General features: G+C 30.7%; 16 protein-coding genes and 1 pseudogene. 6 read left to right on the forward strand and 11 right to left on the reverse strand.

What is annotated here, in order from left to right; translation table 11 throughout:
- Positions 1–158: 158 nt before the first annotated feature.
- On the forward strand, positions 159–848 hold the full coding sequence (gene aqpZ, locus AC0L4B_RS07290) for an aquaporin Z (RefSeq protein WP_473439182.1): 690 nt from the start codon (positions 159–161) through the stop codon (positions 846–848).
- A 79-nt stretch (positions 849–927) separates the two neighbouring features.
- Here aqpZ and AC0L4B_RS07295 read toward each other — a convergent pair whose 3' ends face one another.
- The 4 genes and pseudogenes from AC0L4B_RS07295 to AC0L4B_RS07310 all read right to left on the reverse strand — a co-directional run bounded on the left by AC0L4B_RS07295 (position 928) and on the right by AC0L4B_RS07310 (position 5,113).
- The gene (locus AC0L4B_RS07295) at positions 928–1,836 is read right to left on the reverse strand and encodes an anti-sigma factor domain-containing protein (RefSeq protein WP_473439416.1); all 909 of its coding nucleotides are present in this window, start codon (positions 1,834–1,836) and stop codon (positions 928–930) included.
- Between the two features lie 481 nt (positions 1,837–2,317).
- A pseudogene (gene murB / locus AC0L4B_RS07300) lies at positions 2,318–3,330 on the reverse strand (UDP-N-acetylmuramate dehydrogenase).
- Positions 3,330–4,520, reverse strand: coding sequence for a pyridoxal phosphate-dependent aminotransferase (locus AC0L4B_RS07305; protein ID WP_473439183.1), 1,191 nt, complete (start codon positions 4,518–4,520; stop codon positions 3,330–3,332). The pseudogene murB and the gene AC0L4B_RS07305 overlap by 1 nt, the downstream one beginning before the upstream one ends.
- A 167-nt stretch (positions 4,521–4,687) precedes the next feature.
- On the reverse strand, positions 4,688–5,113 hold the full coding sequence (locus AC0L4B_RS07310; protein WP_473439184.1) for a DUF1573 domain-containing protein: 426 nt from the start codon (positions 5,111–5,113) through the stop codon (positions 4,688–4,690).
- Between the two features lie 183 nt (positions 5,114–5,296).
- Between AC0L4B_RS07310 and AC0L4B_RS07315 the strand changes: the two genes are divergently transcribed.
- Together AC0L4B_RS07315 and AC0L4B_RS07320 are read left to right on the forward strand one after the other, a co-directional pair.
- Complete coding sequence (locus tag AC0L4B_RS07315; RefSeq protein ID WP_473439185.1) at positions 5,297–7,933, forward strand: valine--tRNA ligase; 2,637 nt, start codon at positions 5,297–5,299, stop codon at positions 7,931–7,933.
- A 347-nt stretch (positions 7,934–8,280) separates the two neighbouring features.
- The gene (locus AC0L4B_RS07320) at positions 8,281–8,886 is read left to right on the forward strand and encodes a hypothetical protein (RefSeq protein WP_473439186.1); all 606 of its coding nucleotides are present in this window, start codon (positions 8,281–8,283) and stop codon (positions 8,884–8,886) included.
- A gap of 75 nt (positions 8,887–8,961) precedes the next feature.
- Here AC0L4B_RS07320 and AC0L4B_RS07325 read toward each other — a convergent pair whose 3' ends face one another.
- The 7 genes from AC0L4B_RS07325 to AC0L4B_RS07355 form a co-directional block, all read right to left on the reverse strand.
- The gene (locus AC0L4B_RS07325; protein WP_473439187.1) at positions 8,962–9,867 is read right to left on the reverse strand and encodes a T9SS type A sorting domain-containing protein; all 906 of its coding nucleotides are present in this window, start codon (positions 9,865–9,867) and stop codon (positions 8,962–8,964) included.
- Positions 9,868–9,974: 107 nt separating this feature from the next.
- Positions 9,975–11,264, reverse strand: a complete 1,290-nt coding sequence (locus AC0L4B_RS07330) for an HlyD family secretion protein (protein WP_473439188.1) — start codon at positions 11,262–11,264, stop codon at positions 9,975–9,977.
- A gap of 57 nt (positions 11,265–11,321) precedes the next feature.
- Complete coding sequence (locus AC0L4B_RS07335; protein ID WP_473439189.1) at positions 11,322–11,537, reverse strand: hypothetical protein; 216 nt, start codon at positions 11,535–11,537, stop codon at positions 11,322–11,324.
- A 141-nt stretch (positions 11,538–11,678) separates the two neighbouring features.
- A complete protein-coding gene (locus tag AC0L4B_RS07340; RefSeq protein ID WP_473439190.1) occupies positions 11,679–13,871 on the reverse strand; it encodes a peptidase domain-containing ABC transporter in 2,193 nt (730 codons plus the stop codon).
- Between the two features lie 306 nt (positions 13,872–14,177).
- Positions 14,178–15,794: a vitamin K epoxide reductase family protein gene (locus AC0L4B_RS07345; RefSeq protein ID WP_473439191.1), complete on the reverse strand. Its 1,617-nt coding sequence runs from the start codon at positions 15,792–15,794 to the stop codon at positions 14,178–14,180.
- 41 nt (positions 15,795–15,835) lie between these two features.
- Entirely contained in the window at positions 15,836–17,614 is a 1,779-nt protein-coding gene (locus AC0L4B_RS07350) for a CHAT domain-containing protein (protein WP_473439192.1), read from the reverse strand.
- A gap of 746 nt (positions 17,615–18,360) precedes the next feature.
- Entirely contained in the window at positions 18,361–18,789 is a 429-nt protein-coding gene (locus tag AC0L4B_RS07355; protein ID WP_473439193.1) for a hypothetical protein, read from the reverse strand.
- A gap of 156 nt (positions 18,790–18,945) precedes the next feature.
- Between AC0L4B_RS07355 and AC0L4B_RS07360 the strand changes: the two genes are divergently transcribed.
- The 3 genes from AC0L4B_RS07360 (at position 18,946) to AC0L4B_RS07370 (ending at position 23,486) form a co-directional block, all read left to right on the forward strand.
- A complete protein-coding gene (locus AC0L4B_RS07360; protein ID WP_473439194.1) occupies positions 18,946–19,389 on the forward strand; it encodes an RNA polymerase sigma factor in 444 nt (147 codons plus the stop codon).
- 115 nt (positions 19,390–19,504) lie between these two features.
- Complete coding sequence (locus AC0L4B_RS07365; protein WP_473439195.1) at positions 19,505–20,314, forward strand: tetratricopeptide repeat protein; 810 nt, start codon at positions 19,505–19,507, stop codon at positions 20,312–20,314.
- 220 nt (positions 20,315–20,534) lie between these two features.
- Positions 20,535–23,486: a DUF8202 domain-containing protein gene (locus AC0L4B_RS07370; protein ID WP_473439196.1), complete on the forward strand. Its 2,952-nt coding sequence runs from the start codon at positions 20,535–20,537 to the stop codon at positions 23,484–23,486.
- The last annotated feature ends 3 nt before the right edge of the window (positions 23,487–23,489 follow it).

Consider the following 23,489-nt stretch of genomic DNA (forward strand, 5'->3'; position numbering starts at 1 on the left):
TCGAAAATAAGTTCCTATTTAACGTTTCAATAGTTTTGTTAGATCAATTTGAACACTAAAATCAGTTTTTTAACGAAAAAGTTATTTAGATACGCCTAAAGCGGTTAGTTCTTTATTTTTTTATAATTTACTGCTCTAACTTTTTAACAATTTAAATTATGAAAAAATTATTTGCAGAGTTTTTTGGAACTTTTTGGTTGGTTTTTGGTGGTTGTGGTAGTGCTATTTTTGCTGCAGGCTTTCCAGATTTAGGTATCGGTTTTGTTGGTGTGTCATTAGCTTTTGGTTTAACCGTACTGACTATGGCTTATGCAGTTGGTCATGTTTCCGGAGCACATTTTAATCCTGCTGTTTCCATTGGGCTTTGGGCTGGAGGAAAGTTTCCTGCTAAAGAACTTCCAGGTTATATTATTGCACAATTAGTTGGTGCAATCCTTGCTGCCACTGCATTATTATATATTGTATCTGGTAAAGCAGGTTTTACTGATGTTGGTGGTTTTGCTGCCAATGGATATGATGCATTATCTCCTGGAGGATATTCTATGATGTCTGCCTTAGTTACCGAGTTTTTATTAACGATGTTTTTCCTGTTAATCATATTAGGTAGTACATATCCTAAAGCACCAAAAGGGTTTGCAGGAATTGCAATTGGTTTAGCTTTAGTTTTAATACACTTAATTAGTATTCCTATTACTAATACTTCTGTTAATCCAGCTAGATCTACTAGTCAAGCATTATTTGCTGAAGGCGGAAATTACCTTGGACAATTATGGTTGTTTTGGTTGGCACCAATTGCAGGAGCTATTGCTGCAGGTTTTATTCATAAAACCTTTTTTAATAAAGATTAATTTTGATACATTAAATAAAATAAAAAAAGCCTCACTTTAAATAAGTGAGGCTTTTATTTGTATATTATTTCAATCTTGCTTATTCGTTAAGCTTTAAAGATATTTCAGCAACAGGAGTATCGTTTGAGCGGACTGGACTGCCTCCTTTAGGCTCGATAGAAATACTTAACCCTAAAGCGTCTTCAGTATATGGAATTTCTTGAAGTCGTCTATCAGCTTCACTCAAAACACCTAAGTTTACCATTTTACCTTGTAATTCTGCCCAAATTTGATAAACTTTATCATCTGGTAATTGTGGCAAGGATACAACATCAATCATAGATTTTTTTTCTTCTGGATTAATGTAGGCTACCGTTTTTAAGTTTTTAGCTCTAGTATTTCCCTTTAAGACGTATTTTTCGGTTTCAGGATTATTTAATTGCTTAAACTGATCTAATAGTTGTTGTAATGTGCTGTTATTGTTTGCAATATCGCTTCTAAGATCAAAGATCTCATCTGCAATGGTTTGGTTTTCGCTCGATAACTCTTTGTTTTGATTAAAAAGATATACAGAGCTTCCTGCAAATAGTAATGCAGCTACACATGCAGCAATTGCTAAACTGTACCATTTTTTAGAGCGTTTAGGTTGTAATACTACAACTGGTTTATCATCTAAAGCTTCAAAAACATTATCTAATACTAATTTTGGTGCTTTTATAGCATGTAGTTGTGTTGTAAATTCTAATTGGTCTTGTAACCTGTCGTAAGCTTTTTTTACTTCCGGAAATTCTGAGATGTAATGTTCAACCTCTAGAGTTTCGGTAGCAGTAGTTTGTCCTATTAAATACTTGTTTAATAAGTCAGACTTTAAAAATGTATTTATTTTCTCATTCATCATTCTACAATTGAGGGTTGTAAATTTTTTTAATTCACGTAGTGCAATTTTTAACCTTGATTTGATAGTTCCTAACGGAATATTCAACTCATCACTAGCTTCTTGTTGTGTCATACCTTCAAAAAACAGTGCATTCACGACAATCTGATATTTTTGGTCAAGGGTGTTTAAATGTTTTTTTATATCTAAAACATCCTCGTTTAAACTATTAGTTGTCAGTTTATATACGTTAGAGTTTTCAATTTGGACTTCCTTGTTTGATTTATTATTTACAGATCTGATTTTATCAATTGCAGAATTGTATGCTATACGATATAGCCATGTAAATAATTTAGCCTTGTCAGGATTATAGCTTTTGCCTTTTTTCCAAACTTTTATAAGGGTTTCTTGAAGCACGTCTTGAGCTAAATCATCATCCGAAATCACTTTTTTTATAACACCAAACAAGGCGTCAGCATAGTTTTCGTATAACAATGTTATGGCTTGTTTGTCGCCATTTTTAAGATGTGCTATTATATGTTCTTCTATTGAAAAATTCAAGCTATTATTTAGGGTTTGTTAGTCTAAGGTTTTAAGTTGAAGTCTATAGAATTATTTAAAAAATATTGACTTCGGTTTCAATTGAAATATTAAATATACGATAAATACTAAGTTGTATCAATTTTGAAAGCTTTAATATATCCTTTCCTTTGGCATTATCATAATTTACCAAAACTAAAGCTTGTTTTTTATGAACTCCGTAATTGTCAAAAGTTTTTCCTTTAAATCCAGCAGTTTCAATTAGCCAACCTGCAGGTACTTTTACTTCTGTTTCAGAAATAATATAATGTGGTGCATCCGGAAAGTTTTGTTGTAACTCTGTAAATGCTTCTTTACTAATAATTGGGTTTTTAAAAAACTTCCGCTATTACCAATTTCCTTTGGATTTGGTAATTTGCTATTACGTATCGCTATTACAGCTTTTGAGACCTCTTGAATATTAGGATTCAAAATATTCATGACTTCTAATTGAGAACTAATAGCTCCATAATTAGTATGTAATACGTGATTTTTAGTTGTTAGTTTAAACGTAACACTAAGTATAATGTATTTGCCTTTAGCGCTTTGTTTAAATATGGAATTACGGTAACCAAAATTACAATCTTGATTGGTGAAAATTTCAGTTTTTAACGTTTCCAAGTTTAGTACTTCACAGGTGTGAAAATTGTCCTTGAGCTCGACACCATAAGCGCCTATGTTTTGTATAGGGCTAGATCCTACGTTACCAGGTATTAAAGAAAGGTTTTCTAAACCTCCAAAATTTTGCTGCAAAGTCCACAATACAAAGTCATGCCAATTCTCGCCAGCTTTAGCTTCAATAAAAACATGGTTTTCTGTTTGAGATACAATTGATTTTCCTTTTAAATCTAAATGAATCACTAGTTTGTCCATATTCTTAGTCAAAAGCATGTTGCTTCCACCTCCAAGAATAAATTTTTCTGTGTTTTTTTCAGATGAATACACAGCAATTAAGTCATAAATAGTTTTAACCGAAACAAATTGTTTGGCTTTAACATCAATACCAAATGTATTGTATGGTTTTAAGGATATGTTATCTAATATTTGCACTAATCTTTATATACTTTTAAAGCTTGTTTAATAATGTTTACAGCTTTTTTTAAGCTTTCGGTGTTTAAAACGTAAGCAATACGGATTTGGTTTAATCCAACTCCTGGTGTGCTGTAAAATCCAGCAGCAGGAGCAACCATGACAGTTTCTCCGTCAACATCAAAAGACTCTAATAACCATTGCGCAAACTTATCACTGTTTTTAACAGGTAGTTGTGCTATGCAATAAAAAGCACCTTTTGGGTTAGCTACTTGTACACCTTCAATTTTATTTAATTCTTCAATTAAAACGTTTCTTCGTTCTACATACTCTTCAATAACATCATCAAAGTAACTTTGAGGTGTGCTTAAAGCAGCTTCACTAGCAATTTGCGCTAGAGTAGGAGGGCTTAATCTTGCTTGAGCAAATTTTAATGCTGTTGCAATGACCTCTTTATTTTTAGAAACTAAACATCCAATTCTTGCGCCACACATGCTATAACGTTTAGAAACCGAATCTATTACAATTGCATGATCATCTAGTCCTTTTTCTTGTAGTATTGAATAGTGTTTGGCACCATCATAAGCAAACTCGCGATAAACTTCGTCTGCAATTAAAAACAAATCATGTTTTTTAACAATGTCTGCTAATTTTTTTATTTCTTCTTTTGAATATAAGTATCCTGTTGGATTACCAGGATTACAAATTAAAATAGCTTTTGTTTTAGGTGTAATAAGTTTTTCAAATTCCTCAATAGCAGGTAAAGCAAAATTGTCTTCTATTTTTGAAATTACAGGAACAACCGTTACTCCAGAGGCAGTTGAAAAACCGTTGTAATTAGCGTAAAACGGTTCAGGTATAATTACCTCGTCATCAACATCCATAATACTTCCAAAAGTAAAAAGTAAAGCTTCACTACCACCAGTGGTAACTATAATGTCATCATGTTTTACATGGATGTCGTTTTTTGAATAGTAGTCAGCAATTTTGTTTCTGTAACCTTCAGATCCTTCAGATCTTGTGTAAGCTAATATGTCTAAAGAGTGTACTTTAACAGCATCAAGAGCAACTTGAGGAGTCTTAATATCAGGTTGACCAATATTTAGGTGGTATACAGTTTTTCCTTGTTGGTATGCTTTTTCAGCAAAAGGAACCAATTTTCTAATAGGTGATTGAGGCATTAATTGCCCTTTTTGAGAAATTTTTGGCATTTCAAAATAGTTTAGAATGCAAATTTGCAAAAAATAATTGTAAGTATTCTTTAAAAAAATGGTTTTAAAACCTTGATTTTTCAGTTTAAAACTAAAATCGTCAATAGACTAATAAAAAAAGCCGAAAACATAACGTTTTCGGCTTTTAAAAATATTATCAATGTGGATTATTTTTCCATCACACTTTTCCCTTTTTTCTCTAAAACACTAGTTTTAGAAGGATCAATAACTTTACCTTTAATTTTTAAAGATACTGTTGGAGTTTCAGCATTAGATAAAACTGTAATTGTTTTTCTAATTGGCATTACTCTGTTAGTGTCATATTTCACTTCAATTTCACCAGTTTGACCAGGCATAATTGGATCTTTCGGCTTTTTAGGTACTGTACATCCACAGCTAGAACTAACTTTAGAAACTATTAAAGGTGCATCACCAGTATTAGTAAATTCAAAAGTTCTAAGTCCATTAGCACCTTTTTCTATTGTACCATAATCAATAGTCGTTTCTTTAAATTCAATTTTGGCTACTTTTTCTTGAGCATTAACTGACAAACTAATTAGTCCGATAAATAATATTGTAAATAATTTTTTCATTATGTTTTGATTTTAGGTTCGTAAATTTAATTACTTTTTCTTCTAATTGCAAAAAAAATAGATGTAATGCATACCTGTAAATACTTACAGCATATTTAAAGGTACATTAATTATCATTAAAATTTTCCAAAAACAGAAATATAAGTACTTTTGTAAGATATATTTCAAAAACTATTCCAAAGTATGCAAATTCCATCAAAATATAATGCTATTGAAGCAGAAAACAAATGGTACGATTACTGGATGAAGAACAACTATTTTCATTCTACTCCAGACGATAGAGAGCCATATACCATCGTAATCCCTCCGCCAAACGTAACAGGAGTCTTGCATATGGGACACATGCTTAATAATACTATACAAGATGTTTTAGTCAGACGTGCGCGTTTACAAGGTAAAAATGCGTGTTGGGTTCCAGGTACAGACCATGCCTCAATTGCAACCGAAGCTAAAGTTGTTGCTAAATTAAAAGAACAAGGAATTGACAAAAATGACCTGACACGTGACCAGTTTTTAGCACATGCTTGGGAATGGACTGAAGAATATGGAGGCGTTATCCTTGACCAACTTAAAAAATTGGGTTGTTCTTGCGATTGGGATCGTACAAAGTTTACAATGGATGACGATATGTCTGAAGCTGTCATAAAAGTGTTTGTAGATTTACATGACAAAGGTCTAATTTATAGAGGTTACCGTATGGTAAACTGGGATCCTGAAGCAAAAACTACGCTATCTGACGAGGAAGTTATCCACGAAGAACGTCAAGGAAACCTTTACTATATTAATTACAAAATTGAAGGAAGTGACGATACACTAACTATTGCAACAACACGTCCTGAAACTATTTTTGGTGATACTGCAATTTGTATAAACCCAGAAGATGAACGTTTTGTACACTTGCGTGGAAAAAAAGCCATCGTACCAATTAGTAATCGCGTTATACCAATTATTCAGGATGAATATGTAGATTTAGAATTTGGTACAGGTTGTTTAAAAGTGACTCCAGCGCACGATGAAAATGATAAAAACCTTGGAGATAAACACAAACTTGAGGTAATCGATATTTTTCATGAAGATGCGACCTTAAATAGTTATGGTTTACAATTTGAAGGTCAGGACAGATTTGTAGCAAGAAAAAATGTAGCAAAAGAATTAGAAAACATTTGTGTTTTAGTAAAAACTGAAACACATATAAATAAAGTAGGAACGTCGGAACGTACCAAAGCAGTTATAGAACCAAGATTAAGCGATCAATGGTTCTTGAAAATGGAAGAGTTGGTTAAGCCAGCAATTGAAGCTGTTTTAGGTGAAGATGCTGAAATTAAATTATTTCCAAAGAAATTTGAAAACACCTATCGTCATTGGTTAGAGAATATTCGCGATTGGAATATTTCTCGTCAATTACTTTGGGGACAACAAATTCCTGCATATTTCTATGGTGACGGAAAAGAAGACTTTGTAGTTGCAGAAACTTTACAAGACGCTGTTTTAAAAGCACAAAAAGTAACAGGAAAAGCAGATTTAAAAGCGGAAGATTTAAAACAAGATACAGATGCTTTAGATACTTGGTTTAGCTCATGGTTATGGCCAATGTCTGTTTTTGATGGGATTAGAAACCCAGAAAACGAAGAAATAAAATACTACTATCCAACTAACGATTTAGTAACTGGACCAGATATATTATTCTTTTGGGTAGCACGTATGATTATTGCTGGTTATGAGTATAAAGACCAAAAACCATTTAACAACGTGTACTTAACTGGTTTAGTTCGTGATAAGCAACGTCGTAAGATGTCTAAATCTTTAGGTAACTCGCCAGATGCTTTAAAGTTAATTGAAGATTATAGTGCAGATGGAGTCAGAGTTGGATTACTTTTAAGTAGCGCAGCAGGAAACGACTTGATGTTTGACGAAACCTTATGTCAACAAGGTAAAGGTTTTGGAAACAAAATCTGGAATGCTTTTAACCTTACTAATTTATGGGAAGTTAGCGATAGTATTTCGCAACCAGAATCAAGTAAAATAGCTTTAGATTGGTATGAGTCAAAGTTTAGTGAGGCATTAGTTGAGATTGAAGATCACTTTAGTAAATACAGATTAAGTGATGCTTTAATGACAATTTATAAATTAATCTACGACGATTTTTGTGGATGGCTATTAGAGATTGTAAAACCAGCTTATCAACAGCCAATTGATGCTACGACGTATAATAAGGTAATGTCAATATTTGAAGATAATCTTAAAATATTACATCCATTTATGCCTTTCTTAACAGAAGAAATCTGGCAGTATATTGCAGAAAGGACTCCAGAGGAAGCATTAATTGTTGCAAAATGGCCAGAAGCAAAACCTGTAAATAAAGAGATTATTTCTCAGTTTGAATTTGCTTCAGAAGTAATTTCAGGAATTAGAACTGTTAGAAAAGAAAAAAATATAGCGTTTAAAGATGCTATAGGTTTTTCAGTAATTAATAATGAAGGTTCTAATACAGATTTTGATGCAGTAATAGCAAAATTAGGTAATTTAGAGTCTATAGATTATGTAAGTGAGGCTGTAGAAGGTGCATTAACGTTTAGAGTAAAATCTAATGAATACTTTATACCTATGGAAGGCGCAATAGATGTTGAGGCAGAAATTAAAAAATTAACCGAAGAATTGAATTATACTGAAGGTTTCTTAAAATCTGTACAAAAGAAGCTGTCCAACGAGCGTTTTGTGGCAGGAGCACCAGAGCAAGTAGTTGCAGCAGAGAAAAAGAAAGAAGCAGATGCTTTGGCTAAAATTGAAACTTTAAAATCTAGTTTGTCTAATTTAAAATAAGTATGGACTAATATATTAAGCCTCTCCAGTTGGAGAGGCTTTTTCATTTGTTAATAATTTAAATTATCAATAATTTTAAGTCGCTCAATTAACATTTTTTAATAAGTTTCTAGGGAATAATGTTAAAATATTAGTGTTTATGTTAAATCAAGTTTGTTTTTTGTGACTATTTTATAATAAATCTTTCTAAGTTGATCTAACTGTCCGGTACCTTTGTGTTAAACCAAAATTGAAACTATGAAAAATTTAAGAAACACAATCGGATTATTAACATTAACAGGAGTATTATTCACATCTTGTATGGATGAGAAAAAAACAATAATTCTAAAGAATTAACAAATTCTGAAATGAATCAAAACGCTAATGTTGAACAGGATTTAAAATCAAACACTTCAAGTACAAATAAAATGTTGGCGACAAATAGTAATGATTTAAAGTCAAAATCTAATACAATAACGACTAACTCTGGAGCTGTTGTAAATAGAACACTAAACAATAAGGTTAATGCTATGCAAATTAGTGGTTGGGATGCTTTTAATACGCTGTCGGTAGAGATGAAAAAGTTGGAAGGAGCCGATTTTACAACAAAATCTGCAGTCATTCCTAATCTAGAAGCAACAATAGTAACATTGCAAAGCACACGTCCAGATTGGATGAAAACAGAAGAAATAACCGAAGATATAGAAGATGTACAGAAAGAATATAATGAATATATCAAAGAACAAAACGGTAAAGACAAACGTAATGTTAGAAACCTTGAAGAACTAAACGAGGCTTATGATGATTTAGTTGAAGAAATTAATGAAACTTTTGATGAGTACGTTACCATTAATCGTAAAGCAAACGAAGAGTTTAGAGAAGAGATGGAAGATGATGGTGATATTGATGATGCCAGAGAAGAATATAACGAAGAGATTAAAAAACTAAATAAAGTAGCAGACGATAAGAAGTAAGTTGTTGTTTAGGTATTAATTTAAAAGCCTTTCCAAAAATGGAAAGGCTTTTTTTGATTAATTGATAAATAGTCTTTATTCTTGCTTAATTATTTTTCCTTGTTTAATTATTTTATTTTTTGATAAAATTTTATAAAAATAGATTCCCTTTGATAATTTACTCATATTAATTTCTTTATTAATATTTTCTTCTGAAATTTCTAGTTTTCCTTTATTGTTATAAATTAATATCTTAGAGTTTTCGATATTTTCACCAGTAATTTTAATATTAGAATAGGTTGGATTTGGTGATAGAATTATTTCATGACTTTTCTTAATTGCTAAACTCCCAAAATTTATAACATTATGTTTTAACGTTTTAGTTACTGGTTCACATCCATTATTAAAATGAAAAGTAACTGTGGCTCTAATGGTTCGAGGACAGCCATTGTCTGAAGCAATAGATAGTACAGGATTATTAACAAAGGGACCATAGAAAGTTCCGCTATTTTGACCAAAATGGGGATGTCTTGTCAAGAAAGCTCCAGAAACTGTTACATCCATATGTGAAATATTATCCCAATCTACATCACAATTTTCTGGGTCTTCAAATAATAGGGTTCCACCACCATTACCATTCGGTCTACATATAAAACTTGCGTCTAGCTCTGGTGCGCAGCAAGAAATATTTCCACCACTAGTGATTTCAAATTCTATATCACATGTATGGCAACCATTTTCATCAAAATAAGTAACTTGAATATTTGCTAATCCAGCTGAGTTAGCTAAAATTGTAGCAGTGTTGTTTGTATCCGATGATGTAATTGAAATATTATTTGATACAATATCCCAGTCATAGCAATCGGTACATTGTGCTAAATTAGGGATTGAAAATGTTGCAGAAGTTCCGACAATTACTGTTGATGGTCCTGAAATATTACATTGAGCTTTTGCTCCAAAAGAAAATGTAATTAAAATTAAAAATAGAATTATTTTTTTCATAAGAAAGTGTTTATAAATTAAATAAGTCTTGATCTTTTAAAGACACTCAAGATTTGTGTCTATTCCTCGCGAGAGAATACTTTTGGTTTTGGTGTAAATTGTTATAGTTATTTAAATATGTCTTTTACTTGATAGAAGAATCGATCAACCAAACGTAAATCTTCCGTTATGATTTCTGCGCTTCCACGCATTTCTTGTTTAAACTCTATATTTTTTTTATAGGATGATATCAGTTCTTTAGGTAATTGAGCAAGTATTAAATAAAACCCATCGTTATCTGGAATTAGTGAGATGTGTATAACTTTAGCTTTTAAAGTACCAAATTCAGCTTCAGGATAGTTTTCTAATTTTATATTAACCTCTTGTCCGATTTTAAGTTTGCCAGAATTGTTAGCAGGTGTTTTTAGTTTTGCTATAAACGTAGAGCTTTCTGTTGGGATGATTGTAAATACTAAATCACCTTGATTTACAGTTTCATTAGTTCTCCAGTAATTTGAAAATGCTACTTTGCCATCAATATTAGATTTTAAAACATATTGTGTTTCCCAATTTTTTATAGCTTTTTTAAGTTGATTAAAAGATTGAATAACTTTTTTTAAAAGCATCATTTCTTCTTTTGTTTTGCTAATTTCAGTGCCTTTTGATAATTTGTTAGCATTACTAATAGCTTCTCTTATTTGGGAGATTGAAGATTCAAAACTTTTTAAATTACGCTTCGCTTGATGATATTCTATTTGTTTTTGTTCTATTTCTAATTTAGAGATGATTCCTTTTTTGTAAAGGGTTTCATTACGTTCTAAATTTGACTTTTTAAGTGCTAATTCAGTTTGGTTTAAAGCTAATTGATCTTTAGAGCTTTGCAGTCGACTGTGTAATTCTGAAATTGAATTGTTATTAGCTAAAGCTTCGTTGGAAAATGGTTGTAAGTCTTTATTTAACGTGTATTGTATGTAATTGTTTTCAAATAACGCGTATTGCGTGTCAATATCTCCTAAAAATAAAACAGGTAACTCGTTAATCGGAAAAATAAACGATTTAGTATTTACTTTTAAGGTGTCTATTATGGTTTTTAATTTATAAACATCCTTGTAGTTTGATGTGTTCTCTATAATAGCTAAAGGCTTGTTTTTAATAATTAAATCATTGTTGTTTATTAAAATAGTTTCAAGTTTTCCTGTGCTTTGTGCAATAAGTTTTTCAGGCGGAATTTTGGTTGTTAATAATGCTTCAGTAGAAATTACATCTGGATATTTAATCAACCAACTTAAACTAAAAAACAATAATATTAAACCAAGAAATAATAGATTTCCATAACGTGTCATCCAATGTGGTACATAGGATAGTATATCTTGTACTTGTTCACTTCTTAATTCTATTTCTTCTAGTTTTTTTGACATGTTAATTTTGAGATAAAAAAGGAAGAGGTGATTACCTCTTCCTGAATTCAGTGAGTTTTAAAATGCACAAATTGGGTCAGTACCATCTGCACACTTACTTGTGCAAAGAGTCTTTGTATATCTTCCTCTAGAGAAGCAGACTCCGTATAAAGAAACAGTGCCTGAATTACCATTTCCTCCAACAGGAAAACCAGCTATTGGATCATCTCCTCCATTGATAGTTTGTTGTTCTGCTTTAGTTAAGGCTTGCCCTAAGTTTTTTAAGTTTTTCATGATTAAAAATATTTGTAAATTAAATTTGTTGTGATCATTTAAAGACAGTCACATTTTCTGTCTATTCCTCGCGAGAGAATATTTTGGTCATAGCGAGTGTATCGAAGCAATCTTTTTCATCTCACATCTCGTTATGATTTTTTAGTTTCCTAGTTCTAATTGATTTTTGACTAAGTTGTAATAGTTTCCTTTTTTTGCAACCAACCCTTTATGGTTACCTACTTCTACAATATTTCCGTTATCTAAAACCACAATTTGATGCGCGTTTTTTACAGTACTTAATCTATGGGCTATTACAACTACTGTTTTGTCTTCAAAAAAAGTATTCAAATTTTCCATTATTACTTTCTCGTTATTGGCATCTAAAGCAGAAGTCGCTTCATCAAAAAACAAATAATCGGGATTTTTATATACTGCTCTTGCTATAAATAAACGTTGTTTTTGTCCAGTACTTAAGCCTGCGCCATCTGCACCAATTTTAGTGTTATAGGCTAGAGGTAAAGACTCTATGTATTCTCTGATATTAGCAACATCTATTGCATGTGCTAATCGTTTTTTATCAACAGTATCTTCTCCAATTGCTATGTTATTAGCAATGGTGTCATTAAAAATATATCCTTCTTGCATAACGACACCATAATGATCTCTCCAGGATTTTTGTGAGATGTTTTGTAACGATGATTTGTTTAATATAATGTCACCTTCATTTGGTTTATAATACCCTAAAAGTAATTTCATTAATGTAGTTTTTCCGCTTCCACTTGTACCAACTATAGCAGTGGTTTTATTAGCAGGAATAACAAGGTTTAAGTTTTTTAAAACTTCAATATCACTTCCTGTGTATTTAAACGCAAGGTCTTTAATATTTATGCTTCCGCTTTTAGGTATGTCTTTTATTTTACTTTGCGGATCGACTTCTTCATTGTCCATATTATGGATTTCTCCTAGTCTGTCTAAAGATATTTTTGCGTCCTGTAATTCTCTGACAAAATTGATGAGTTGTTGTATTGGACTGTTTAATTGCCCAACGATATATGAAATGGCTAACATCATACCTAAAGTGATGTCTCCATCAATAACTAATTTAGCTGACAAAATAGTGATGAGTATGTTTTTAAGCTCGTTGATAAAAGAGGAACCAACGCTTTGTGTTTGCTCTAATGCTAAACTTTTTATGGATACTTTAAATAACCTTGCTTGTGTGTGTTCCCAAGCCCAACGTTTTTGTTTTTCGGCATTATGTAGTTTGATGTCTTGCATACCGTTTATAAGTTCGATTACAGTACTTTGTTCTTGACTTAAAGCAGAAAAGCGTTTGTAATCTAGTGTAGCGCGTTTTTTAAGAAAGATTTTTATCCATAAGAAATAAAGAAAACTACCAATAATAAAAATGGTGAATATTTGCAAACTATAATAGCAAAGGACAAAACTAAATACTATAAAATTTACCATTGAAAACAATACGTTTAAAGAGGATGTAGTCAATATTTGCTCTATACGTTTATGGTCGTTAATACGTTGTAGTAAATCTCCAGTCATTTTAACATCAAAATAGGAGATTGGAAGTAACATTAATTTAATAAAGAAATCTGAAATTAATGAAATGTTTATTCTGGTACTGACATGTAGTAAAATCCAGCTTCTTATAATTTCTATTCCAGTTCGACCAATAAACAGTGCTACTTGTGCGAATAGAATAAGATAGATAAAGTTGAGGTCATTATTTTTTATACCAACATCTACGATACTTTGTGTTAGAAATGGCACAACTAATTGTAATAAACTGGCAGCTAATAAACCAATACAAAGTTGAAGGATGAAACTTTTGTATTTAAATAAATACTTAGATATATATGTGAAGTTGAATTTTTGCTCTTCCTCTTCAGCAAATTCACTACTATAAAATTGAGGGGTTGGATCTAAAAGTAAAGCAATACCCTCTTGTGTGGTTTCTGTAGCGTTATTACCTATCCAGAATTTTAAAAATTCGTCTTTAGTATAATTTATTAATCCGTGTGCAGGATCTGAGATATAATAATTGTCTTTTTTTATTTTATAAAGCACCACATAATGATCCTTATTCCAATGCAGTATACAAGGTAGTGGTGCTTTTTGTAATTCTTCTAAAGTTAATTTAACTCCCAAGCTTCTAAAACCAACAGTCTCACTCGCATCACTCAAATTAAGTAAGCTGCTACCTTCTCTTGTGGTTTCGCTAATGGTTCTAATTTGCTGGATTGATAGCGTTTTACCGTAATGCTTAGCAATAATTTTTAAGCATGTTGGTCCACAATCTTTAGATTCTGTCTGTTTGTATGTTGGGAATTTTTTCATTTAAATAAACTAATGTAGGTCTGCGTATTTGATAGACTAAGAGTTACAGTATCCATTTTGACAATATTGCCAAGCTGGACATGGATCACTACTGTCACAGGGATTCATTTTAGGTACATAACCTCCATTAATTGTTTTTTGTTCAGCTTTTGACAAAGCTTTTCCTAGGTTTTTTAAATTTTTCATTTTAAAAATTTTAATAAATTTATTTTTGCTGTGAACATTAAAGACACTCACAGTTTATGTCTATTCTTCGCGAGAGAAATATTGTTCAAAAACGCAAAGCCCATTTAGAGCTTTGCTATTTTATGTAGTTTTTTGTAATTTGTTTTTAGAGATTTTTATATTGGAAACCTCATTCAGATCTTCAATAAAATAGGTTAAGTCACTTCTGTCATAAGCTTTTGGGTATGACTGTCCGTTAACTAAAAGCTCTGGTGTAAAATTGATGTTATTATCTAAGCACCAATTGTATTCTGTTTCAAGAATATCTTTATAGATTTCAGAATTGTTTGATGTATTCCAAGTAGTCAGCCAAGATTTTGCATCAGGATTAGTGTAAATGTCATGCATTGCTTTTAAACATTCTACTTCACCTTCATTGTGAAATAATTCTAGTAATCTACTTGAAACTAATACTCCGTTGCTTTCAAGATTACTCGTGTTTATATTAAACCTGATAGTGATATTTAAATTATTATGATAAGACTTTAAAAGCGATTCAACTAGAGTATGAACATTTTTACAGTGTCCACAAAAAGGATTAGTAATGACAGTGATGTTTAAAGTTGCATTTTTGTTTCCTAAGATTATCTCTGGAGTATTAGGAAGAGCTGTGTCAATAAATTTTGATTGTTTTAATAGTGTGTCAAATAAATCAAAGTTTCGTTTAAATTTATTAGACTCGATTTTAAGTTTTTTGTAGTCCTGTTCTTGTTTTAATTTAGAGCTTGTAAATAACCAAAAAGAGGTGATGATTACAAATGAGAGACTAATTATTAAGATTTGATCAAAGCTTATTGATGAGAAGTTATAAATTGTGTAAAAGAAAAATAATGTTTGCGTTATTAATACAGATACAATACCTAGACATAGTACACACCAGTTTTTTGAAATTTTTAGTTGATAATAGATAGAATAGAATACTACAGGTGATGCGATTAAGCTTATGATATATAGTAGGTTAAATGAATGCTTTGTTATGCTTAATAATAGTGAAGCGGTATTAATGGCTGTAAAATAAATAAAGCTAATATCACTTAATTTTACGTTTTTGTACAAAGTTGCTCCTTTTGAGTTTAGAACAGCATTACAATTAGTTGTTTTACTTTCTTGAGAGCAAATTTTATCTATTATTTTAGAATCTAACCCTAAATCATGCTGTATGATTAAATAGCTAATTATTACTCCTGTTACTGTGGTTAAAAAGTAAAATATTTCAGTAAGATTAGGGTTAGAATAAAAAAATAATATGTTGAATAATAGTATAGCTGTAACTAATAATGGTTTTGCAAAATTAGCTGTCGTTACTCTATTGTTTTGTTTTGTGTCATCTGGCTCGATCCCAACTAAGATGCCTGTAAATTCTTGTAAGAAGTCTGTTGTTGTTAACGTTTTGCTTTTTTTGCTGTTTAAGATTACTTTGTAGTTGTTTCCTTTTCTTGTGACTAATACAAGATCTGTTGTATTGTCAAGTTTTAACTGCGCAATAAAACTATTTGGTAATTGGCTTAAAGTGTTTATGTCTACAGGTACTCGTAAAGCAAGGTGGTCTATATTAAAATGAGTTAACACGCCTGTTATAGCATGTAAACTTGGGTAGGATGGATGACTCTGAATTTGAAAATTCAACTCTTCGCTATCAACTTTAATTTTATTTTTTTGAAGAAGCGATTGTACTAAAAAGGATAAAGTGTCTTTCAAAATAATTAAGAATTTGTTGTTTTCTTAATTGTTCCTGAATACTAAAATTTGTTACCCAATATTTTTGATTTTTTTATGAGAAAAATCACTAAAAATAGCATTGTTAACATTATAATGCTGTAAGTCAAGTGTTTATTGTTATTTAGCTCGATTGTAGAGTCGTCACCAATTAAAATTAAAGAAGACCAATAATAAGGAGATGCTTCACTTAAACTATGAGTATTTAAATAGTCTAGTTTTGCTTGTCTTAAAGCCGCACTTTTTGTTTTTCCTTTTTTTAAGTACTTGTAGAAATTAATTGTTATTTCAGAGTTGGATTTGTCATTCACATTCCATAGCGATGATACGACACTTTTAGATCCGGATTTAAAAAAACCTCTTGCTAAACTGAAAACACCTTCTCCTTTTTTTATTTCTCCTAAGGATGTTTTACATGCATTTAGTACAACTAATTCTGCTTGATTTTTGGTTTTATAAATATCATCTAAATATAATTTTTGATCTTTAAAAGCAATCCAAGGGTTTATGGAGTCGTTTGCATTAGCATGAGAAGAGATGTTTATAATATTAAAACCGTTAATGTTTTCTTTAAAACTTTTTAAAACTGCTAGTTCTTTTTCAAAATGTTGACCATCTAAAATTTTGAATATTTCTTTAGATTCAGTAAGACTATATTTAAGCTTCTTTAGTTTGTCATAATTAAATGAGTAAGGAGCAAAATTAATAAACTGTTTTTTTGGCTCTCTTTTAATTAAATTATTACTAATTAAATAAGAGTAGGAGTAAATATAAGATGTTTCAAAAGTTTCAATTAAAAATTTGTTATTATAATTCAAGCTTTCAAAAGGAATATTTTGAAGATTGTAATCTGGACTAATTATTAGTTTAGTATAGTTGTTTTTATCTAATTTAAAAGGCAGTATTGTCTTAGTTATGCCATTTGATAAAGCCTCTAATTTTTTTAGATTACTTCTTTTTGTTGTTGGTTGAGATATTAATTGTAAATAGGATGTTATATCCTTTGCCAGAATATCTAAATCACAAATTTCATATAGTTCTGTGTCATGTTTTGATACGATTATTAGATAGCCAAAGTCATCATTAATAATGTAATCTAGTAACACTGTGTTTAAGGGTAAATTATTTTGAACTTCTTTTAAATCCATAATTTTAGATTCATTAGAAAAATCTTCTGTCTTGTAATCAGACATTTTAAGGTTTTTAAAGATTTCAAAGTTTATTTCATCGTTTGGATTGTGTTTTTGTTTGTTAATATTTTCAAGAAGTAATATAGCTTTGTTTTTTTCTATAAAATAAAAAGCAGATTTAGTGTCATTTAAAAAGTAGCAAGTTTTTGTTGCTTCTGTAAAAAGTCGTGTAGCCTTTTCCTGCCAAAACAATTTTGAGTAAGTGCTATTGCTTTCATATCGTACTAAGTCAAGTAGGTAGTCACAGATTTTAAAGGTCTCTAAAGCATCTTCGTATTTGTTTAATGTGTTTAAAATAATACCTTTATCTATTAATTTATTAAGTAGATAAAATTTGTGTTTATTGGTTCTTAAAGGTTTTTTATCTTCAATTATGGTTTCTATGGACTTATTAATATTTTCAAGTGAAAGTTTTAATTTGTCATTTTGTTTGTAATAGCTAGCGATGTTATTGTACGTGGTTGATATGTCAAGTTTTCTTTTTGAAAATTTTAAACTTTGTTCTAAATAATTAATTGAGTTATTATTATTTACTAATAAGTGTAAATAACCAATATTGTTAAGTATTTCAGATATACTTATAGTATCATTAATTTTTTTTGCAAGTTTCAAACTTTTGTTATAATACTCTAGACCTTTTTTAAAATGATTTAAGCTATTTAGTTTTAAGTTTTCAGTATATAGATTGCCGAAATGTTTGTACATATTTATAACTCTGTTATTATGATTTTTTACTTTATGTTTTTTCAGAGTTTCAATACCACCTTGAAGAATTTGAACACCTTTATTAAATTTTTCTTCTGTTTGAAATTTTTTAAGATTAATACTTGCGTTTTCGCAGCTTAATAAATAAATAATTAAGTGGTTGTTTTTGGGTAGAGCAAGTACTTTATCGAAGTATTTTTCAGCATTATAATAATCGCCTAGTCTAAAAAAATCTGTCCAATTTTTCTATAAGCTACAGCTGTATATTCTTCGCTTTCATTGATTAATGTAGATAAGTAATAGTAATATAAGGCTTGGTAGTACTCTTCCTTTAAGAAATTAAAAAAACCTAAGTTTTTAATTATTTTTTTCTTATTACATTATTTTTTTGGAGTAAAAAGATACTTTAGTCCGTTGTTTTTCATTTATAAGTATAGCTTTTTCAATGTGATTGTTTTTTTTAACCACCTAGAATATTCATGTATGTCATAAAAGTTGTCGTAATTAAAATTAGAAAAGAGACTATCTAAGATAGTCTCTTTTTTTCTTTAGTATATTCTTTAGAATTGATAGTTTCTAAATAGTAGCTTGAATTTTCTTGTGCAAATGTTTTGTTACAAATAGTTAATAATATTAAAAATTTAAATATGTTTTTAGTTAAAAGGCTCACTGTCATCATTTCTGTATGGATTTGGGTCTATGCCATTTATTATGCCGTCAAAATCACAATCGGCATTATACCATATTGGGTTTTCGGGATCAGGTGTACTTCCTCTTGAAGCTTTACATGGGTCATTTGGGTCTGGGTCTGATTCGTCAGGGTCACCATCACCATCTTGGTCACCATCACCATTTTCATCTAGGTCACCATTTGTACTATTATTATCATCAGTACCTCCTCCTTCTTCTCCGTGTTGGGTACAATCACATGGGTTAACAGCAGTAAGTCTTAGTGATTCTTCACTTAAATTTTCTTCATTTGATTCATGCTCAATACTGTTAACGGTACAATTAAAAAATGACATTGCGAGCGCTAATAGTAATATTTTTAGAGATAAATAATTTACTTGTTTAGTTTTCATATAAAAGTTTAAATTTATTGTGTTTTATGTAATCCAGTTCATAAATATATATATTTGTTACCCAAGTCCAGATGTTTTTTCTCGCCATTCAAAAGATTTTTTTATTTAGGTCTGGTTTTTGTGGCTTTATCTCTTGATGATCAATACATGTTTTAAATGAAAAAAAACGATTACTTTATTACTGGTTTACAAACCAAAAATGAAAAAGTAATATTAGAAATTTATCAGGCTATCTATCCTAATGTCAAACGGTTTGTATTGCAAAACTTTGGTCAAGAGCCAGACGCAGAGGATGTTTTTCAGAAGGCTATATTGCAAATTATGGCTCGATTACAAGTGCAGAATATTGAAATTAAATCTACGTTTGATGGTTATTTGTTTACAGCTTGTAAAAATTTATGGCGACGTGAGCTAAATAAAACAAAAAAAGTGGTAACAATTGATCAACCAATTGAACTTGATAATGATACTAACGATTTAGCTCAGTCAATATTAGAACAAGAAAGATGGGAGTTTTTTCAAGAAAAATTAGAGTTGATTTCTGGTAATTGTAAGGAAATATTACAGCGTTTTTTAAAAAAATTCCTTATAAAATTATAGCTAAAGAATTAGATTATAATGATGAAAATGTGGTTAGACAACGTGTGTTTAAGTGTAAAAGTAAATTAACAGAAATGATTAAAAGTGATAGTCGTTTTAATCAATTAAAGACATTATGAGTATATCTGAGAGTTTAAAAATACAGGTGGATGATTATTTGGATGGTTTAATGACTGATTCAGAATTGACGAAATTTAAAGAAGAATTATCTTCTAATATGGAATTGCAAAATTATGTAGCTGTTAATAAAGAAATGCGTATTCAGTATAATGATGAGGATTGGCAGTTTTTAGAGAAATCAACTTCAAATAAATTTGAAGATTTAACTAGTTATCTTAACAGTGAAGATGCTAAAAGGTTGAAAAATACTTTGTCGAAGGTGTCTGCGGAATACAATAAAAACAATGTAAAGTCATCAAAAGCAAATAAGGTTAAGATCAATTCCTTTTTTGCTATTGCAGCTTCTGTTGTTTTAATTATTGGCCTCTTTATTTTAAATCGAGACACAAATCTATATAATAATTACAATTCCTGGGAAGAACTACCATCTTTAATAGAAAGAGGTGATGCACAAAGCGATGTACTGCAAAATGCTGAAAATGCTTTTATTAATAAGGATTATAAAACAGCAAATAGTTTGTATGTTAAGGCACTTGAAAATCCAAGCTTAAATAATGTAAATGTTTATTTGTATCTAGGTATTACTCAGCTAGAATTAGGTAAACATAAAGAGGCTTTAGCAACTTTTGATAAAATAGTTGAAAGCGATAGTATAGATTTTTCTAAGGGGTATTGGTATAAAGCTTTGTTGTACTTAAAATTAGAAAATATAGATGAAGCTAAACAGCAGCTTGAAATTATCTTGAAGGATAAAAATCACTACAAGTATAATCAAGCAATAGACATGTATAGTAAGTTAAAATGATATTTTTGAATTTTTGTAGGAAATACCTCTGATTTGTTGTGGTAAATTCCTTTTTTTATGGTGTTTTATCCACTTTTTGACATGTTTGTTAAAAATCAGCACGCTTTTAATCGTTGTTTTTTGTTATTTGTCGAATGGTGTAAAATGCTAACACTCAAAGTTTTTAAGCTAGCTTCTAATTTTATTATTTTCGTTGTTCCCTAAATATAAACTAATTAGTATGCTAGCTAAATCTCAATTATTATTAATGCTTTGCGCATTAATATTACCTACTTATTTATTTTCTCAAACTGGACCAGGTGGTGTCGGTAATTCTTCAAATCAAGTATTATGGTTGCAACCTGATAATTTTAGCTTAACTGACGGTTCAAGTATTGATATATGGAATGATACTTCAGGTAATGGAAATGCTTTGCGTCAACCTGATGCAACAATACGACCTAATATTGTTAACGATTATGTAAATGGTTATGATGCGGTTAGGTTTGATGTAGGAAATAGAAGGCTAAGAAAAACTAATTTTACAAATTTCCCGACAACTCAAATTACAACTTTTTACATCAATAAAACTCTTGATTCTGGAGATGGAATTCTATCTTACAATTCAACAGGAACCGATAACGATTATTTACTGTTCAATAGTGGTAATTTACAATATTATCGCGCTGGTAATACAGGTTTAAATATCGATGCAAATGATGGTAATTGGCATATGGTTGACATGAGCTGGATTAATACTGGTAATGGAGTGTTTTCTTATTTAGATGGTGTTTTAAGACGTAACGTCAGTCATAGAAACGGAACAAGTATTACACAAGGCGGAAGTTTAGCTTTAGGTGCTGAGCAAGATGCTGTAGATGGTAATTATGCTGATAATCAGTCTCATGAAGGGGATTTTACTGAAGTAATAATTTTTAACCAAGTAATTAATACCGCAGAAAGAATAATTATTCAAAATTATCTTACAGCTAAATATGGGTTAAATTTGAATGCTGCTGTTGACTTCTATCAACAAGACAATGCTGCTAATGGAGATTTTGATCATGACGTTGCTGGAATAGGTCAAGCTTCAGACGGAACTAATCATGTAGACTCACAAGGAACAGGAATAGTAAGGATAAATACACCATCATCATTATCTGATGGAGATTATTTATTTTGGGGAGAAGAAACCAAAGATCCAACGTATAATTTTTCAACAGAAACGACTAATTATAGAGAACAATTAAATTCAAAATGGCGAGTTAGCAAAGTCGGTGATTTAGGTACAGTATCTGTTAGTTTTGATATTTCAGCAATAGATTTAACAGGTAAGCAAAGTTGCCAACCGTTACAATTAGTCGTTAGTAATGATAGTAATTTTACATCACTAACCACATATGATTTAACAGTTTCAGGGACATCAGCTTCAGCATTAAATGTTGCTTTTTCAGATGGAGATTATTTTACATTACGTTACTTAGATCAAATCGTTTGGGATGGTTCAGCATATTTTAACGGTTCAGGAACCTTAAATGCACCAGATACTTCAGATTCTTGTTTAAAACTAACGGTTAAAGCAGGTAGTTTAGCACTTTTAAATGCAGATGCTTTTGTAAGAGAAGTAGAAGTAGAAACAGGCGCTTTATTTGAAGTTGTAGATGGATTATTATTAGAGGTAGAGAATGGCGTAAATAACAACGGAACGATTCAGTTTACAGGCGAAGCGCAATTAATCCAAAACCACACAGGTCCAAGTTTAAATACAGGAAATGGAATTTTAAAAATGACGCAAGAAGGGACTTCAAATTTATACAATTATAATTTTTGGTCTTCACCAGTAAACAGAGCAGGAGATTGGCAAGTTAGTTATCTAGAAACCGCTTCAGGCGCAGTTGGATTTACAACTGGCTATGATGCAAATCCATCAGCAAGCCCAATAGAACTTAGTAGTTATTGGTTGTATACCTTTAATGATTTACTAGATAATTATGCTGGATGGCAACAAATAACACCAACCACAGCATTAATACCAGGTATTGGATATACAATGAAAGGTTCAGGAAGTGGAGCTCCATCAGGTGAATCTTATTGGTTTAACGGAACAGCAAACGATGGTGATATTACCATTCCAGCTTTGGCAGGAAATCAAATTTTAGTAGGTAATCCCTATCCTTCTGCAATTGGAGCTGCACAGTTTATAAATGACAATGATCCTATTACAGATGGTTCCTTATACTTTTATGAGCATTTTGAAACAAATAGTTCTCATATTTTAGCAGATTACCAAGGTGGATATGCGACATATAATTTACTATATTCAGTAGCAGCACCAACACCAGCAGCAGGCGGAACGTCTTCAAAAGGAGCACCAAAAGATTCGGTAGCAGTAGGACAAGGTTTCTTTGTTAAAATAGCTAATAGTGGAAACATACAGTTTAGAAACAGTCAACGTGAATTTGCAAGAGAATCGTTAAGCGAGTCTACATTTTACCGTTCTGCTCAAGCCACAACAACGGATAATCGTATAAAATACAAGCTTCAGTTTAAAGATGCTTTAGATAATACAATGACAATTGCGTTAGGGTATGACCAAAATGCAAGTCCTGGTTATGACAGAGGTTATGATAGCGAAAGACTTAATACACTATCCAATCAAATATATTGGACTATTCCAGAAAAAGAATTATGTATTCAAGGGTTAAATAGTTTTGATGTTTCAGAAGAAATTCCGTTAGGAATAAGCATTAGTAACTCAGGAGATTACACGTTTAAAATAAGTGAAACTTTAAATTTTCCAGCAAACGAATCTATTTATTTAAAAGACAATCAGAGTAATGTATTTTACGATATCACGACAACACCAGTGACGTTGTATCTTACCGATGCTATTGATCAAGCAAGATTTTCTGTTGTCTATCAAACTTCAGAAACGTTATCAAACACAGATTTTAATCAGAATGATGTCGCTGTGTATTACAATATTAGCAGTGATCATTTAGTGTTAGACGGAATAGAGGATTTACAATCTATAAAGAACCTAAAAATATATAATATTTTAGGACAAACTATACAATCGTTTGATACTGTTACAACTCAAGAAGTGTCTATGTCAGCACTAAATTCTGGAATATATATCGCAGAAATAGTAGAAACTTCAGGAGTAAAAACGACGCTTAAATTTGTGAAGTAATAA

The sequence above is a fragment of the Olleya sp. NP1-10 genome (assembly GCF_055804415.1).

Excerpts from the sequence above, each read along its gene's own strand:
- AC0L4B_RS07335 (WP_473439189.1), bottom strand. The coding sequence starts at position 11,537 with ATGAAAAACTTAAAAAACTTAGGGCAAGCCTTAACTAAAGCAGAACAA.
- aqpZ (WP_473439182.1), top strand. The coding sequence starts at position 159 with ATGAAAAAATTATTTGCAGAGTTTTTTGGAACTTTTTGGTTGGTTTTT.
- AC0L4B_RS07370 (WP_473439196.1), top strand. The coding sequence starts at position 20,535 with ATGCTAGCTAAATCTCAATTATTATTAATGCTTTGCGCATTAATATTA.
- AC0L4B_RS07315 (WP_473439185.1), top strand. The coding sequence starts at position 5,297 with ATGCAAATTCCATCAAAATATAATGCTATTGAAGCAGAAAACAAATGG.
- AC0L4B_RS07310 (WP_473439184.1), bottom strand. The coding sequence starts at position 5,113 with ATGAAAAAATTATTTACAATATTATTTATCGGACTAATTAGTTTGTCA.
- AC0L4B_RS07365 (WP_473439195.1), top strand. The coding sequence starts at position 19,505 with ATGAGTATATCTGAGAGTTTAAAAATACAGGTGGATGATTATTTGGAT.
- AC0L4B_RS07355 (WP_473439193.1), bottom strand. The coding sequence starts at position 18,789 with ATGAAAACTAAACAAGTAAATTATTTATCTCTAAAAATATTACTATTA.
- AC0L4B_RS07340 (WP_473439190.1), bottom strand. The coding sequence starts at position 13,871 with ATGAAAAAATTCCCAACATACAAACAGACAGAATCTAAAGATTGTGGA.
- AC0L4B_RS07330 (WP_473439188.1), bottom strand. The coding sequence starts at position 11,264 with ATGTCAAAAAAACTAGAAGAAATAGAATTAAGAAGTGAACAAGTACAA.
- AC0L4B_RS07325 (WP_473439187.1), bottom strand. The coding sequence starts at position 9,867 with ATGAAAAAAATAATTCTATTTTTAATTTTAATTACATTTTCTTTTGGA.
- AC0L4B_RS07295 (WP_473439416.1), bottom strand. The coding sequence starts at position 1,836 with ATGACACAACAAGAAGCTAGTGATGAGTTGAATATTCCGTTAGGAACT.
- AC0L4B_RS07320 (WP_473439186.1), top strand. The coding sequence starts at position 8,281 with ATGAATCAAAACGCTAATGTTGAACAGGATTTAAAATCAAACACTTCA.
- AC0L4B_RS07305 (WP_473439183.1), bottom strand. The coding sequence starts at position 4,520 with ATGCCAAAAATTTCTCAAAAAGGGCAATTAATGCCTCAATCACCTATT.
- AC0L4B_RS07360 (WP_473439194.1), top strand. The coding sequence starts at position 18,946 with ATGAAAAAAAACGATTACTTTATTACTGGTTTACAAACCAAAAATGAA.